19 protein-coding genes are annotated in these 14,049 nt (G+C 40.6%); 9 read left to right on the forward strand and 10 right to left on the reverse strand.

Annotated elements, in window-relative coordinates:
* Window positions 1-60: 60 nt before the first annotated feature.
* Window positions 61-339, reverse strand: coding sequence for an ABC-type zinc uptake system zinc chaperone (locus tag BCU91_RS20160; RefSeq protein WP_198590837.1), 279 nt, complete (start codon window positions 337-339; stop codon window positions 61-63).
* A 257-nt stretch (window positions 340-596) separates the two neighbouring features.
* Here BCU91_RS20160 and BCU91_RS20680 point away from each other — a divergent pair, with 257 nt between their 5' ends.
* Window positions 597-722, forward strand: coding sequence for a hypothetical protein (locus tag BCU91_RS20680; protein WP_277869338.1), 126 nt, complete (start codon window positions 597-599; stop codon window positions 720-722).
* Here the strand turns inward: BCU91_RS20680 and BCU91_RS07710 are convergent.
* The gene (locus BCU91_RS07710; RefSeq protein WP_102436642.1) at window positions 719-1,036 is read right to left on the reverse strand and encodes a hypothetical protein; all 318 of its coding nucleotides are present in this window, start codon (window positions 1,034-1,036) and stop codon (window positions 719-721) included. The genes BCU91_RS20680 and BCU91_RS07710 overlap by 4 nt on opposite strands.
* A 110-nt stretch (window positions 1,037-1,146) precedes the next feature.
* Between BCU91_RS07710 and BCU91_RS07715 the strand changes: the two genes are divergently transcribed.
* Window positions 1,147-2,772, forward strand: a complete 1,626-nt coding sequence (locus tag BCU91_RS07715; RefSeq protein WP_102436640.1) for a mechanosensitive ion channel family protein — start codon at window positions 1,147-1,149, stop codon at window positions 2,770-2,772.
* 101 nt (window positions 2,773-2,873) lie between these two features.
* On the opposite strand, the gene BCU91_RS07720 is transcribed toward BCU91_RS07715, so the two are convergent.
* Window positions 2,874-3,743 (reverse strand): MaoC/PaaZ C-terminal domain-containing protein, encoded by an 870-nt coding sequence (locus tag BCU91_RS07720; protein ID WP_241901136.1) that lies wholly within the window; start codon window positions 3,741-3,743, stop codon window positions 2,874-2,876.
* Window positions 3,744-3,884: 141 nt separating this feature from the next.
* Entirely contained in the window at window positions 3,885-4,796 is a 912-nt protein-coding gene (locus BCU91_RS07725; RefSeq protein ID WP_102531224.1) for a TraB/GumN family protein, read from the reverse strand.
* 50 nt (window positions 4,797-4,846) lie between these two features.
* Between BCU91_RS07725 and BCU91_RS07730 the strand changes: the two genes are divergently transcribed.
* Window positions 4,847-5,158, forward strand: coding sequence for a prephenate dehydrogenase (locus tag BCU91_RS07730; RefSeq protein WP_076540628.1), 312 nt, complete (start codon window positions 4,847-4,849; stop codon window positions 5,156-5,158).
* A 99-nt stretch (window positions 5,159-5,257) separates the two neighbouring features.
* Here BCU91_RS07730 and BCU91_RS07735 read toward each other — a convergent pair whose 3' ends face one another.
* The gene (locus tag BCU91_RS07735; protein ID WP_102436634.1) at window positions 5,258-5,788 is read right to left on the reverse strand and encodes a DUF3016 domain-containing protein; all 531 of its coding nucleotides are present in this window, start codon (window positions 5,786-5,788) and stop codon (window positions 5,258-5,260) included.
* Window positions 5,789-6,145: 357 nt separating this feature from the next.
* Between BCU91_RS07735 and BCU91_RS07740 the strand changes: the two genes are divergently transcribed.
* Entirely contained in the window at window positions 6,146-6,481 is a 336-nt protein-coding gene (locus BCU91_RS07740) for a hypothetical protein (RefSeq protein WP_102436632.1), read from the forward strand.
* Between the two features lie 94 nt (window positions 6,482-6,575).
* On the opposite strand, the gene BCU91_RS07745 is transcribed toward BCU91_RS07740, so the two are convergent.
* Window positions 6,576-7,085: a DUF4240 domain-containing protein gene (locus BCU91_RS07745; RefSeq protein WP_102531225.1), complete on the reverse strand. Its 510-nt coding sequence runs from the start codon at window positions 7,083-7,085 to the stop codon at window positions 6,576-6,578.
* Window positions 7,086-7,188: 103 nt separating this feature from the next.
* Between BCU91_RS07745 and BCU91_RS07750 the strand changes: the two genes are divergently transcribed.
* From BCU91_RS07750 to BCU91_RS20380, 5 genes are all read left to right on the forward strand, one after another.
* Complete coding sequence (locus tag BCU91_RS07750) at window positions 7,189-7,575, forward strand: hypothetical protein (protein WP_102436628.1); 387 nt, start codon at window positions 7,189-7,191, stop codon at window positions 7,573-7,575.
* Window positions 7,576-7,662: 87 nt separating this feature from the next.
* Window positions 7,663-8,460 carry a response regulator gene (locus tag BCU91_RS07755; protein WP_102436626.1) on the forward strand — a complete coding sequence of 266 codons (798 nt, stop codon included), beginning with the start codon at window positions 7,663-7,665 and terminating at the stop codon, window positions 8,458-8,460.
* Window positions 8,461-8,701: 241 nt separating this feature from the next.
* Complete coding sequence (locus tag BCU91_RS07760; RefSeq protein ID WP_102436624.1) at window positions 8,702-8,974, forward strand: HU family DNA-binding protein; 273 nt, start codon at window positions 8,702-8,704, stop codon at window positions 8,972-8,974.
* Between the two features lie 289 nt (window positions 8,975-9,263).
* Entirely contained in the window at window positions 9,264-9,953 is a 690-nt protein-coding gene (locus BCU91_RS07765; RefSeq protein WP_102436622.1) for a TorF family putative porin, read from the forward strand.
* A 304-nt stretch (window positions 9,954-10,257) separates the two neighbouring features.
* Window positions 10,258-10,434, forward strand: coding sequence for a hypothetical protein (locus tag BCU91_RS20380; RefSeq protein WP_198590449.1), 177 nt, complete (start codon window positions 10,258-10,260; stop codon window positions 10,432-10,434).
* A 64-nt stretch (window positions 10,435-10,498) separates the two neighbouring features.
* Here BCU91_RS20380 and BCU91_RS07770 read toward each other — a convergent pair whose 3' ends face one another.
* The 4 genes from BCU91_RS07770 to BCU91_RS07785 all read right to left on the reverse strand — a co-directional run bounded on the left by BCU91_RS07770 (window position 10,499) and on the right by BCU91_RS07785 (window position 14,046).
* The gene (locus tag BCU91_RS07770) at window positions 10,499-10,891 is read right to left on the reverse strand and encodes a hypothetical protein (protein WP_102531226.1); all 393 of its coding nucleotides are present in this window, start codon (window positions 10,889-10,891) and stop codon (window positions 10,499-10,501) included.
* Window positions 10,892-10,962: 71 nt separating this feature from the next.
* The gene (locus BCU91_RS07775; RefSeq protein WP_102436618.1) at window positions 10,963-12,330 is read right to left on the reverse strand and encodes a sodium:alanine symporter family protein; all 1,368 of its coding nucleotides are present in this window, start codon (window positions 12,328-12,330) and stop codon (window positions 10,963-10,965) included.
* A 302-nt stretch (window positions 12,331-12,632) separates the two neighbouring features.
* Window positions 12,633-12,890: a cysteine-rich CWC family protein gene (locus tag BCU91_RS07780; RefSeq protein WP_102531227.1), complete on the reverse strand. Its 258-nt coding sequence runs from the start codon at window positions 12,888-12,890 to the stop codon at window positions 12,633-12,635.
* A 112-nt stretch (window positions 12,891-13,002) separates the two neighbouring features.
* The gene (locus BCU91_RS07785; RefSeq protein WP_102436614.1) at window positions 13,003-14,046 is read right to left on the reverse strand and encodes a c-type cytochrome; all 1,044 of its coding nucleotides are present in this window, start codon (window positions 14,044-14,046) and stop codon (window positions 13,003-13,005) included.
* Window positions 14,047-14,049 lie beyond the last annotated feature (3 nt).

The raw sequence follows: 14,049 nt of genomic DNA on the forward strand, positions 1-14,049 counted from the left end.
CCGGCTATTTTACTTAATAGTCGGGAAATATAATTTATAATTATTAATTAAACTGTTGAATTAAATGAAGATTGGCGGTGCGCGGCTATGGTAATAAGCCTGATGTGAACTAAGAGATTCTGAATTGGCTAACGGTGTGAGTTCATACTCTTGACGTACAACCGGAATGCTAAATTCAATACTTGGAAGGGTTTTGTGAACCTGATGCTTATGAAAACATAAGCTGCAGTGAGTGTTAATGCTTTCATGTTTATGAACAGATCCGTGAGCGGATGCGGCAAAAGACAATAATACGAGCATGGCGCAAAGCCACATCGCAATATTTCGTCTTATGTGCAAAGCAAATCTCACTTAACTAGTCTCATCCATTAAATCATATCAGCGAATACCCAGTAACAATGGCTGCTATTCTTATAAATTAAAACTAAAAAATCAACTACAAGTTTGTTACAAATCACTTCTACTGAAAATTTGTGATCAACAAGGGCGCTTTAACCCTCTCAACATTATGTTATTTTAAGATTAGCTTAAGCTGAAAAGGCTAATATATTTACTATAAATACCAATTTAATCTGCCAATGACAGAGGAATTATCTATGATGAATTTATTAAAAGACAATGTGGGCATTATTTTAACAATGGTGATCATCGGTGTTGTAGTTCTTGGCGGTATTTACTACGTTGAAACATCACTAGAAAATCAAGTTCAAGTAGTAGATTAATTTGTTTGAGAGCCCTCTTCAGGCGCTTCAATAACCAATAAATGATCCATTAAATGCGTTACCCCTGTAAGGATCAGCGACAGCATGATTACGGGGGTAATGATATTGGCTAATCCTGCCACAAAATAGCCTGTCAGCCCCGCACCTACCGCAGTATAAAAGCCAAGTATTTTTAACATCGTAAGATAACGATGGCGACCAAGCCAAGCCTGGCAGTGATAGCACTGAATATGCGATGAGAACCCCTTACCTCGAGTTCCACTGATCTTACTAATCGACATAGGCTTGTGACAATGTGCGCATTGCAGTGCCATGATGAGCAACCTGTAGCTGAAAATAAAAAGTGCGTTAGTCTAGCAAATTATCGTCAAACTTCCTTCAATAACTTATGATAAAGTCATTATCAATATACAGGACGTTTATCATGCCTAGAATCTTGCTTATCTTATGTTGTTTCGTCAGCTTAATGAGCTTTTCACAAAGCAGTGTTGCAGCGCCAGCTGACCCTGCAACCATTAATAAAATAGCCCAACTACAACAACGCATTGATGCCGATGTAAGCTACCTTAAAACCGCAAAAGGTGAATTAAAAGCAATCAGTGAATTCCGCATTCTGAATAAAAACAATCAACTACGAGAAAAATTAGATTCATTAGTTAATCAAGAAAACCCGGATTTAGCCTATCTCACCCCGCAAATACAGCAACAATTGGGCTTTTTAGATAATGTCGGTAAATATTTAGATGATGACATCACAGCCCTGAAACTGGCATTAGATGACGAAAATCAGACTCAAACAATGAAAGCGGTTATTGATCGTGAAGCCGACAGGGATCTTTACTTACAGGCTGAACTACAAACAATCAATTGGGCCAACACCTTAAATATTAATGTCGACAGTGCCAAAACAGCATTAACCAATGAGCTAACCCTGCGGGCTGACTATCTTGAAAGTATCGTCAACTATACCCAAAACCAACTTAAACAAGCGATTAGTGACGCATCAACTGCTGGCGCTGATATCACTGCCGAGCAAAAATCCAAAGTTATTGAACTCAAAGAGCGATTATCACAGCACAGCAGCAGTTTAAGTATTGCCGCCGATATGCTTGATGACTTAGGCCAAGACACTGCGCAAATTAAGCAAACGCTATTTAGTGTTTCAGGGGATATTACTCAAGATGTTTTAAACTTTGATGTAGCGTCAAGTTTACTGAATGACTGGATGGATATAGCTAAAAATCAAGCGCTGGAAAATGGCACAGGGCTTACCTTTAAAGTGGTTATCTTCATCATCATTTTATTTTTAACCAGCTTAGTGTCTAAATTAGTTAAAAAAGTGGTTCGCAAAGCAGTTAATTCTTCCCAGCTTAATTTCAGCATGCTATTGCAAGATTTCTTCACCTCTATTTCTGGTAACGTCATCTTCGCGTTAGGTTTGCTTATCGCACTATCACAACTTGGCTTTGAATTAGCACCACTGCTGGCAGGTTTTGGTATCGCTGGTGTGATTATCGGTTTTGCCTTGCAAGATACCTTATCTAACTTTGCCTCAGGAATGATGATTTTAATCTACCGCCCTTACGATGTCGGTGACTTAATCAATGCTGCAGGTGTTACGGGGCGTGTTAGCCATATGAGCTTAGTCTCTACCACAGTGAAAACCTTAGATAACCAACGCTTGATTATTCCTAATAATAAGATTTGGGGCGATACCATCAATAACATCACCGCCGAGCAAGAACGTCGTGTGGATATGACCTTTGGCATTGGCTATGGCGATGATATTCCTAAAGCGGAAAAAATCTTAACCGATATTGTTATGGCTCACCCAAAAGTGAAAAAGTTTCCAGAGCCGACGATTAAGTTACATACACTCGGTGAATCGTCAGTAGACTTTGTGGTTCGCCCTTGGGCAAATCCAGTGGATTACTGGGAAGTCTATTGGGATATTACTCGTGAAGTGAAAATGCAGTTTGATGCCCAAGGCGTCAGTATTCCATTCCCACAACGAGATGTGCATATTTATCATGAAAAGGCGGCAGACTAAGCTGTGACAAGTTAATCTAATAGCCTTAAAATACTAAAAAGCCCGCTGCAATTTCTTGCTGCGGGCTTTTTTGTTATGCATTTACCGATAACGCTAGGGTATCAATCTAAGTACGACATGGTACCCATTAGATGTGGTCTGCGGCCTTTAATATCACGCATTTCAAAACGCTTACCATTTTCTATGCTTTCAAAAGCAAAGGTGACATCCGAAGGCATAAATACTGGCAACTTAAACTCTACGTCCACCTTAAATGGTCTATCACCAATAAATTGCATCAACCCAGCAAGTGAACGGGCTTTAGACCACATTCCATGGGCTAAAACACGATCAAAACCAAAACGCTTAGACACCATTGGGTGCAGGTGGATCAGGTTATAATCACCTGAGGCTTTGGCATACTGACGGCCTAAATTTTCAGCTAATGACCAGGTATTGACGTCTTCCCACACCATATCAGAAGCTCGCGGTGGTCTTGCTCTGCGGCCTTTAGACTCAATACGGTATAGGTAAGTTGATAAGGCTTGCCACACGAGTTCATCACCAACATAGACTTTAGATTCTAGTTCAAATTCAAGTCCTGCATCCGTGGTTTGGCTAGTAATAAGGTTGCACTCAACCTTAAAAACCTCATCAGCGTTAATAGGCCGATACAAGCTAATGCTATTTTTAAGATGGATCATCCCCAATAAAGGAAAGGTAATCGCTTTATGGGTAAAAATGGTGGCATGTAATCTAAATGCAAGCACGTACAAAAATGTTGGCGGTAACACTTTGCCATCATAATCAAACTGACATACCTCAGCATATTGACGAATTTTCTTATCTGATAATCTAATGCCATCCGTCTGTACATGGATCTTTGGTAAAGGTTGCTGATCCCAACCAGGCTTACGCGATAATAATATTTTGCGGTATAAAGACAACAACGACGGCATTGACGTTAATGCTATAGAGTAATCGTTACTCAAGTGGCTTACCTTTTTATACGGTGAAATTACTGTGCAAAATAACGGTATTTCTCCGTTTCACACTACTCACAAATGCTTTAATGCGCGCATTATACTACAGTGTAAAAATACCGCACAGCCCCAAAGTTTACTCACTGGCGTTTATAAACACTGGGCATGCCAACAATCTGTTACCTCAGCCCCTGTTTGCTTTAATATCATCGGCATCGATTGGCGGCCCACCAAGTGGCCTGCACCGACAATGATAAACAGCTGCTGATAATTGCCTTCGTTTAATAGCGCTATGGTGCGCTGACTCATTTGCTGATTCCGCTGCCACAGCAGTTTTTCAACTAATTCTTTGGCTACATCATCGCTTTGATGCTCCATGATATCGGCAAGTTTTTGTTTATCTCCACCGCGCCAAGCGGCCACCATTTGCAGCATTTCTTCATCACTTGTCTCAACCGCTTCATCTAACATTTGCCGTTGCGTTTGCTGACTAAAAGATGAAATCAACTCAAACTGGTAGGCCACACTTTCAAGCTCTAACAAAGTGCGCCCTTGATTTTTAGCTACAAAAGTCACATCCACCCCTTCTTCAGCGCTAAACCCTAACTGACTGAAACGCACTAATGCTACTTGCGCAGCCTGAAGCCATGGCGCTAAAGGCGATAATCCCTGACAAACCGCTAAATTGAGTTTACAAAAAGCTGGATAAGCCTGCCCTAAATCGACGCTGCTTGCTGGAGTTGCTAGGCCATATTGACCTAATAGTTGTTGAGTATCGGCTTTAGTCACATCCGCTTCAATTACCAATGCATCAGCCTGAGAAAAAGCCTGCTCAATAACCGGTGCCATCGGGTAAAAATCAGCTTTGCCCACATGAATTGAGCCTAATATGAATGCCTGTTTACCTTGATAAGTGACTTTATAAAAAGGCGGCGTGTCGGTTTCAGCTGCAGTCGCTAAACCACAGCTTAAAATAGCGACGATTAACAAACTCAAATAAGCAGAGCAACGCTTTGTTGCAGCAAACGTTAATTTAAAATCCATTAGACTTGTTAGTCCCATAGCAGACCCTTATAATTTAGCTTAATTTGAAGATGTTGAATGAGGCTATCATGCCGTATACCAAAGTTATCCAGCAAATAAAAGAAAGCCTGCAAACAGGATACCGTCAAGCCATTGATGCCGATAAAAGACTCGATGAATTACACCAAGTCGGCCACGGTAAGTTTGTAGCAATTTTTACCGAAGAACAAGGCTTTAGCCAAAGTAGTAACCGCTTCTTGCCTTATGTACAAGAATTAGCTGACGAGTTAGATGAGATCCAAGAACTCAGACATATTCCGCCTGAAACCTTAGAGGCTTATGTGAAAAAGCTCGGTGCTTTGCTGCAAACCTTGCACTTATTCAAACAGAACACCAAATAGCTGACACCAGCACTTAGTGATGTTTAGGCACAAAAAAGCGGCTTATCAATAAGCCGCTTTAGATTTTAAATATAACATAAACTACTGAATCATAGATATTTATAACTTAGGTGCTACGGTTTTCTTTAACCAATCTTCAAGCATTTTAGTCTCATACTCAAACGGCTTTTGATTACGGGTTGAATGGGTGCCATACATAAAGTTCATATCAACTAACTTTTCATCACCGGCCATAATCACTTGCTCACCTTCAGTGATGCTGTAGCTAAAGGTCATACGTGGTGGGTATAAGTCTTTTACAATCCGCAGTTCACTAGCGGAGGTCGCGCCAAATGTTGGCCGCAGATCACCGGCTAAATCCACATCAGAAACCACCATCTCAAGTTTCTGCTCTGGTTTTAAAATCTTTTCAGCTTCTTTGTTGATATTTTTAGTCATAGTGTCGAAAAAGCGCTGCTGAAAACGAGATTTCACTTCATTGGCCGTTTTTAAATCTCGGTACTTTTTAGGTTCTTGCCATTGAATTTTAACCACACCGTCTTCAGTCACTGGGTTGACCACGACTTCGTCCTTAGCTGCAGCAACATTACATACCAATGCACCTGCTAATAGTAAATATTTCATTTTCATCATTTTCCCCTAGCTATGAACCTAGTGTTTAAAAAATCAACAATTCTATACTTGTCGGATTATACAAGCAGTTACCTGAATATAAGCTTAACCTACTCTAGCAATACTTGCTGAAACAACATTTGATAGAGATTAATACCGACCAACCCAAAATCTGCTCAAATAACAAACTAACTGTTCAGTAATCATTCAGTAAAAATAGGTTAATGTGTCTCTCAACAAGTACTAGCGCCTTATTTCCCTTAACAATATCAAGGTGAATATCGCGAAAGACTGACCAACGAATAAAATTTGGACATATATATCGCTCAAGGATTCAGCGCTAATAGCAATTAACGTATCAATACTGGAGTTAATATGAATAACATCGAAACCAATACAGCAATCGGCACAACTACCAGCAATAAGATGATTAAGCCTATCGCTCTCGCAGCGACAGTTTTTATCGCCATGCTGGTGTCATCTTCAAGCTTTGCCCATCAATTTGATATCGATTCAAAAGGCGCCGAAGCGATAAAACAACACCAGCAGTTAATGAACCAGCATATACAAGTCGCTGAGCAAGAGTTTAATGCTGAATTAGAGAAAAACCTTGATCAGCAGTTACAAACCGCTGCACACAAGTTTATGACTCAAGCCTGCGCTAAATACGGTTTAGAGTTTGATACTCAATCAGAAACTTGCAGTAGCTAAGTCTGCCGATTGACAGGCTTACATCTCAATTACACTAAAAATGCAGCTATAAAGCTGCATTTTTTGTGGATGCTTAATTAACTTTCAGCGATATTTAAAATGGAAAACGCTGGCTTAATAAAGGATAGTTTTTACGGAGATCTTTTTTCTTGGTACTGAACTTTTTACCTTGAGGAGTATGCTGACCAGAGGGTACAAAAGGCAGCTCTTCACCGCAGCGGTCTTCATAGATTTTTCCGGCAATCAAATCATAATCTTCAATAAAGGGATAAGCATAGTCATCTTTTGTTGGCCATAACTCAAGCTCGCCCAAACAGTCGGGGTTAGCAATAATCTTGTTATACCAAGTCTCACCTAAGGATAAAATAAACCCTCGAAACTCCACAAAGCCATAATCTGAATCACAGCCAGTAACAATGAAAGCTGCGCCCCAAATATCCCAGCGGTAACTGCGGCGCATTTGTTGGCCAAATATCTTATCAAAAGCCGCTAAGTCAGCATCATCGAGCGCCGACAATTTTTCCACTAATTGATCATGGCACGCTTGCTCTGATTGCTCAGGATGGCTACGGGTCACCAAAGACCAAAATTCCGCCTCAGTCATTACTTATCCTAATTTCTTAAAAAACGTTTTCACAAACTATCTCTACTCACGCTATTCTACACCACATGACCACTCACATAGTTCCAATAATGATAATAATACTATGAATAAACCACCGTTAAGATTAACCCTATTAATTGCATTGTACGTGTTACTGTCTATTGTGGCCCTTTGGCGCTCTTATAGCATTCAAAGTATAGATTTATTCAGTATCGGCGTTATCCCTGTGTTGGTTGGCTTATTAATGCGAACACACTGGGCCAGCATTGCCTTAAAGGTATATTTAGCCATTCAAACCTTAGCGATATTAGCACTGTCTACCACTGCTATTATCGCCTATCAAATCACTCCTGAAGATGTAAAAGTGGTGTTCAATGGCTTTAATATCCCTATTCCTGCCATTGCTGCGGTACTATTTTCACTGCTGGTGTTTCAATACTGGGTGGCATTTTGTAAAGAAACAGCGATTTATTTGAAGCCCAAAAGTTAACAAAGGCGCCCTGCTGACTATATTCATCCCTTAGCATAAGTTAACATGCGCCCATAAAACTCAGATCGAATAATAAGAAGCTATATAATGAGCCATTTATCGCCCAGTGAATTATCCATTTTGCTAGTTGAACCATCTGATGTTCAGAGAAAAATAATTATTTCACGCCTGCAACAAGAAGGCGTACATAGCATACAAACCGCCGCTAATCTTGCTCAAGCTAAAGAGATTATTGTTCGACACACGCCAGATCTCATTGTCAGCGCTTTACACTTTACTGACGGTGAAGCGACTGAACTACTCAGTTTTATTAAACAAAACTCTGACTATCAAGATATTCAATTTATGTTGGTATCCAGTGAATGTCGCCGTGAGCAACTGGAAATATTTAGGCAATCTGGAGCCGTCGCGATTTTACCTAAGCCTTTCGATGCCGATCATTTGGCCACAGCACTGAATTCCACTATTGATTTAATCAGTAATGACGAACTGGACCTAAGCCATTTTGATGTTCAGGATATTCGCACTTTAGTGGTTGATGATAGCCGCATGGCGCGAAACATTATCAAACGAACTATTACTAATTTAGGTATTCGGATGATAAGCGAGGCAACTGATGGCGCTGAAGCTATCGAATTAATGCAACAGCAAATGTTTGATTTAGTAATCACCGATTACAATATGCCAAGTGTTGATGGACTGGCATTGACCCAATATATACGCCACCAAAGCCAGCAGTCTCATGTGCCGATTTTGATGGTGTCATCAGAAGCTAACGATACCCACCTAAGCAACGTATCAAGCGCAGGTGTTAATGCGCTATGTGATAAACCCTTTGAACCTAAGTTAGTGAAGCAACTCCTGTATCAACTGTTAGAAGATTGATAGCTAACAAATTTTTGTAGGCCAAAGTTCAAAATGAGCAGCAACAAATCAATAAACTTGATAAAAACGGCAGAAGCAGTTAATTCACTCAGCCGAGTTTAAGCTAACTAGATCACTAAAAAGTTACTTATTTGCAATATAGCAGCACATTTATCAGATAAAATGCTTTCAAAGCCTTATGGCTTATGGCATGTTAATCTAGTTCTAAATAAATACATCTATGGAAAGCAGAGAATACAACATGAACAAAAGTGAATTAATTGCAAAAATTGCAGAAAATGCTGAGTTAACAAAAGCTGAAGCGGGTCGTGCACTAAAGTCTTTTGAAGAAGCGGTAACTGAAGCCATGAAAAACGGCGACAAGATTTCTATCGTAGGTTTTGGTTCTTTCGAAACATCAGTTCGTGCTGCACGTACAGGTCGTAACCCACAAACCGGCCAAGAGATCCAAATTGCTGAAGCAACAGTACCTAAGTTTAAAGCAGGTAAAACGCTAAAAAATAGTGTTAACTAAAAACCGCTAAAACGATAAAACCTCCTTTTTTGGAGGTTTTTTTATGTCTTTTTTTTGCATAAATAAGTAAAAACAACACTTAAACTGCACAATTAAAGTGCAACTACGCATCATTAAGTGGCAACATAAATGCAACATAAATGTGCAGTAATTTTTAAGCTATTGATTAATTTAGCTTTATAAACATGGCACATCATTAGCAACACGTACCTCAGATAAAACAACATTTAGCGTCGACCGGACTTTATGCAAGATGCTAATTGAATAATAAAACTTTGAGGGAATGAAAATGAAAAAATCTCTGTATCAAGCTATTGCGCTATCAACAGGTTTACTTTTAAGCACTACAGCTTTAGCTGAAGTCACGGGTAATATTGGCGCGACGTCAGACTATATTTGGCGTGGTGTGTCACAAACTAGTGGTGCTGCGGTTCAGGGGGGCATTGATTATGGCCATGAGTCAGGTTTCTATGTCGGTGGTTGGGCATCAAATGTAGATTTTGGTGACGGCACCTCTTATGAGCTTGATGTGTATGCCGGTTTCGGTGGTGACATTACAGAAGACTTAAGCTACGACATTAACTACCTTTATTACGCTTACCCAGATTCACCGGGCAGTGTTGATTTTGGTGAAGTAACAGTTGGTCTCGCGTGGAAATGGTTAGATGTCGCATACTCTTACACAGTCAATGGCGGTGATGATATTGCTGAAAGCCCATTAGATTCAAAAGATATGATGTATGCTCAAGCTAACCTGACTTTCCCATTAACTGAAAAAGTGTCACTGGGTTTCCATTATGGTTACTCAAACGGTGATGTAATCACCAGCTGGTACGGCACTGATAGCTATTCTGAGTACAACGTATCACTAAGCACTGATACTGATTTCGGTACTATCTCGTTCATGGCAACAGATACTGATTTAGAAGATGATGATGCTAAAATTGTTCTTGGTTACTCATATAGCTTCGATCTATAACCATCAAAAGTATTAAATGATGTTAGCTATTTAATCTAAATTATTAAAAAATCAAAAAACGTCACCTTAGGGTGGCGTTTTTTATTGCTCTGAGCCTCAAAATCCTCACCACAGAAGTGCGCATTTTTTTTATTAGCTGCTACATTCAAATTATGAGGTTATTTTTCTGCTGCCTAGCAAATTATTGCTCAGCAATAAAGTAGCAATATTGTGCTCACGGTTTCAAGCCGTTCAGGCTGTGATTACCGTTTATGTAAAGCCATTAATTATGCTTTACGAGTACCACCCATGTGAGGATAAAGTGATGGCTAATATTACTGAGACTATCCCAAATGATACTGAAATCGAGGCAATGGTTTCACCAAAAAATCAACGCTCGGCTGAAATTATTGAACACAAAAGACAGGTTAAGCGCCGCTTGGATGATTATCTCGAACAAGCTGAATTGCGAAAAAGCTTAGGGGAAGATGATTTATTTTAGCCTAGCCCCTGTTACGGGGTCATTAGGCCAATACTTTTTATAAAATTAAGGCTTCACCTTAATATTAAGACTTTAAGAAGTATGCAAGACCATTGCACTCTAAATAAATTGAACAGGCTGGGTAAATCATTTTGCCGCAGTCTGTGATAATGAGTGCATTACCGCCCCTTTGTTGGGTTTGCACTTTTAATTCTTTTTTCAGCATGCTGATACTGGGGACACCAACCTCTATTACTTCAGGTTTGTTAGCGCAATACGTCGTCACCACCTCACCTAGCGGTTCATTGTCATGGTTATACAATTCACTGGGCTGATAGATTTCAACCGTTGAAGCTTTAGCTTGGTAAGTAATATATTCATCAGCATTGGTTCTTATAGAGACGCCATTACAGCCACCGACGATTAATGAAGCCATAAGCAAAAAACTCAATGGAAGTATCTGGCTTGAAAGTTTCATCGATAGTACTCCTTCTGAGTAAAGGCATACACTCCCTGTGTATGCCATCGTAATTTATCGCGATAGCGATATTAGCTCTCTAATGCCTTAGCTTTTTGCTTGGCAAAATACTCTCGGGTTAAACCAAAGACCACAGGACTTAATAGGACTAGCGCAATTAAGTTAGGAATGGCCATCATTGCATTAAGCGTGTCAGCCAACAGCCAAATAAACTCTAATGAACTCACGGCGCCTATGGGTACCACAAGGGTCCATATTAAACGAAATGGTTTTACCGCTTTATCGCCAAGCAAGTATTGAACACACTTCTCACTATAAAAACTCCACCCTAGAATAGTCGTGAAGGCAAACACAGCAAGTGCTACCGCCACAATATAATTACCCATGGGCAGTGCATGTGAAAATGCATATGAAGTTAGTGCTGCGCCGTTCTCACCTGATGTCCAAGCACCGGAAACAATAATCGCTAAACCAGTAATAGAGCACACAATGATGGTATCAATGAATGTACCTAGCATGGCCACTAAGCCTTGCTTTACCGGATCATTGGTTTGCGCTGCAGCGTGAGCAATGGGCGCACTACCTAAGCCCGCTTCATTGGAGAACACACCACGGGCGACACCAAAACGAATCGCAGCCCAAACAGCTGCGCCAGCAAAACCGCCTTGAGCAGCAACTGGGTTAAACGCACTGTGAATAATTAATTCAAATGCTGCAGGAATTTGGTCTGCATATACCACTAAAACAGCTAAACCCGCGGCAATATAAAACAGGGTCATTAACGGCACGAGTTTACCAGCAACTTCTGCAATACGTTTAATACCGCCCATGAGTACTGCACCGACGAGTACCATTAAGACTAAACCAGTAACCCAGCTCGGCACGCCAAAGTTAGCACTCATGGCATCTGCCACTGAGTTAGTTTGCACGGTATTACCGATCCCAAAACCGGCAATAGAGCCCAGTATCGCAAACGCTGTCCCTAACCAGGCCCATTTGCTGCCTAAGCCATTTTTAATGTAATACATCGGTCCACCGACGTGATTGCCATTACTGTCTTTTTCACGATACTTAACTGCCAATACCGCTTCGGCAAATTTGGTCGCCATACCCACTAATGCGGTGCACCACATCCAAAATAATGCCCCTGGCCCACCAATAAAAATAGCGGTAGCCACACCAGCAATATTACCTGTTCCTATGGTGGCTGAGAGCGATGTCATTAGCGCATTAAAAGGACTAATTTCACCTTTATCAGTGCTATCACTGTCGGTTGCTCGACCCGACCACAGCAGTTTAAAACCAGTGCCTAATTTTAGGATTGGCATTAATTTTAATCCGATAGATAAAAATAATCCCACTCCTAAAATCATCACCAACATGGGTACGCCCCAAACGATGCTGTTTACTGCATTAATAAATGCCGTTAATCCTTCCATTGAAAACCTCATAATGAGTTAAATATTTATAGTTATTATTAATCGTTATCACTAAACGTTATTTTTACGGTTACTGCGTTCACACTACTAATACATCAGTGCGTGAATTTCAGATTACCTTCATTGGCACTAAATTGGAAACATCGGTACGATTCAAACCGAACAAATCAGCAAATAACAGTTTTTATCAGCCAATTAAATTAATTTAATTATAAAAAAAGCGCTAACTAAATTAGCGCTTAAATCTTATTGAACCATTACAACCTAGCCTAAACACCCTGAATAAGCAGTCATTAAGGCCTTCACTGGGACAGTTTTTGATAGCAGCTTTGACAGACGCAGGCTTTGCCCTTTAACTCTGTGCGCAGCTTGTCACTGATCACAGCTTTAGCTGAAGCGCTTAAACACCAGCAGTCTTCAATCGGTTTACCCGCACTAACCGCGCATTGATTAACCTGCTGGCAAACGGGGCACGCTAATGGCTCAAAAATCGCGTCTTGTGCCTCAGATACTAATGGTTCATTTGCTTGGTTTGGTGAGTATATTTCTACATCTTTCATCTGGTTCACTTTGTTTCGTTAACTGGTTTAATTTCCATAAAATGCTTTATGAGATAAGGCTATGCCTTAACGATTGTAGCTTAAAAGCATAAGCTTGAAACTGGTTAAAGTCCTACTTATTAACAGGAAAATTTGGATAAGCTTCGGCGCCTAAAACATTACCAAGCTGCTGCTTGCCATAAAAGCCATCATGTTGATGATAACTTTTTTGGGTTTGTGGCAGGTCTCCTTTAAAACGCGGATCTTGCGGCCTTTCATGGGCATTAACAAAAGCTGCCACATCCCAAGCCTGCTGCACTGTTAGCTGAATACTTTTACCCAGCGGCATATTCTCATAGATAAAATTAGCTGCAGTGTTCACTCTATGCATCCCTGCGCCCCAGTTGTAGCTTTGCGGCCCCCATAATGGCGGTAAAGCGCTCACATTAGCCATTTTAATGCCTTGACCATCAACGCCATGACAAGCCTGACAATGGGTTTGATAAACTATTTCGCCTCGCTCAGTTGAATAAGCTTGTTCTGGCGCTTCTAACTTGGGAAAACCTCGGCCAGCAAGTGAAGTTAAGGCTTTTTGATCCCACTTAGCTTTCACTGCAGCTGGAATTGGGAACTCTTCTCTATTGCCACCTTTTACCAGTTCTACATCACTCAACTCTGCTACTTTGCTATCGAGATTAAATTGATTCAGTAAACCGCTCATGGCTAGCCAATAAGAATAAGCTGAGATAGCCACAAGTTCCTTACTGCCTGATGCGGGGGCTGTACCATTCATTGAATAAGTAAAGCAACCTTGAATCCGTTCCTGGTAGCTATTCACTTTGTCATTTTTCTTTCGATAAGCGGGATAAGCCATATAGGCAGCCCATAGCGGTGAAGCATTGGCTTTATTACCTGCGTTCATATGACAATTAACGCAATTAAGCTCATTGCCGACATATTTATCTCTTAATTGCTGAGTATTAACAAATATCTGATAGCCCAAACGTACTTTGTCGCCAAACTCACCCTCTGGAATAGCTGATAAATCGCTAGGTTGCAGATACTGCGCTGCGGGATCTTTTGCTATAGCGGGAATCTGAGCTTGCCTATCGGGTAATTCTGCAGCGCTAACTGAACTGATAAACACACCTGCGACTAAATAATTAAACAGTTTCATGGT

The sequence above is a fragment of the Shewanella sp. 10N.286.52.B9 genome, from assembly GCF_002873635.1.
Lineage (GTDB): Bacteria > Pseudomonadota > Gammaproteobacteria > Enterobacterales > Shewanellaceae > Shewanella.

What these genes read in the sequence shown, in the direction of transcription:
- BCU91_RS07730 (WP_076540628.1), top strand. Translation starts at nt 4,847, where the DNA reads ATGCCGTATACCAAAGTTATCCAGCAAATAAAAGAAAGCCTGCAAACA.
- BCU91_RS07725 (WP_102531224.1), bottom strand. Translation starts at nt 4,796, where the DNA reads ATGGGACTAACAAGTCTAATGGATTTTAAATTAACGTTTGCTGCAACA.
- BCU91_RS07770 (WP_102531226.1), bottom strand. Translation starts at nt 10,891, where the DNA reads ATGAAACTTTCAAGCCAGATACTTCCATTGAGTTTTTTGCTTATGGCT.
- BCU91_RS07715 (WP_102436640.1), top strand. Translation starts at nt 1,147, where the DNA reads ATGCCTAGAATCTTGCTTATCTTATGTTGTTTCGTCAGCTTAATGAGC.
- BCU91_RS07765 (WP_102436622.1), top strand. Translation starts at nt 9,264, where the DNA reads ATGAAAAAATCTCTGTATCAAGCTATTGCGCTATCAACAGGTTTACTT.
- BCU91_RS07775 (WP_102436618.1), bottom strand. Translation starts at nt 12,330, where the DNA reads ATGGAAGGATTAACGGCATTTATTAATGCAGTAAACAGCATCGTTTGG.
- BCU91_RS07735 (WP_102436634.1), bottom strand. Translation starts at nt 5,788, where the DNA reads ATGAAAATGAAATATTTACTATTAGCAGGTGCATTGGTATGTAATGTT.
- BCU91_RS07760 (WP_102436624.1), top strand. Translation starts at nt 8,702, where the DNA reads ATGAACAAAAGTGAATTAATTGCAAAAATTGCAGAAAATGCTGAGTTA.
- BCU91_RS07780 (WP_102531227.1), bottom strand. Translation starts at nt 12,890, where the DNA reads ATGAAAGATGTAGAAATATACTCACCAAACCAAGCAAATGAACCATTA.
- BCU91_RS07755 (WP_102436626.1), top strand. Translation starts at nt 7,663, where the DNA reads ATGAGCCATTTATCGCCCAGTGAATTATCCATTTTGCTAGTTGAACCA.
- BCU91_RS20680 (WP_277869338.1), top strand. Translation starts at nt 597, where the DNA reads ATGATGAATTTATTAAAAGACAATGTGGGCATTATTTTAACAATGGTG.
- BCU91_RS07750 (WP_102436628.1), top strand. Translation starts at nt 7,189, where the DNA reads ATGAATAAACCACCGTTAAGATTAACCCTATTAATTGCATTGTACGTG.
- BCU91_RS07785 (WP_102436614.1), bottom strand. Translation starts at nt 14,046, where the DNA reads ATGAAACTGTTTAATTATTTAGTCGCAGGTGTGTTTATCAGTTCAGTT.
- BCU91_RS07740 (WP_102436632.1), top strand. Translation starts at nt 6,146, where the DNA reads ATGAATAACATCGAAACCAATACAGCAATCGGCACAACTACCAGCAAT.
- BCU91_RS20380 (WP_198590449.1), top strand. Translation starts at nt 10,258, where the DNA reads ATGGCTAATATTACTGAGACTATCCCAAATGATACTGAAATCGAGGCA.
- BCU91_RS07710 (WP_102436642.1), bottom strand. Translation starts at nt 1,036, where the DNA reads ATGGCACTGCAATGCGCACATTGTCACAAGCCTATGTCGATTAGTAAG.
- BCU91_RS07745 (WP_102531225.1), bottom strand. Translation starts at nt 7,085, where the DNA reads ATGACTGAGGCGGAATTTTGGTCTTTGGTGACCCGTAGCCATCCTGAG.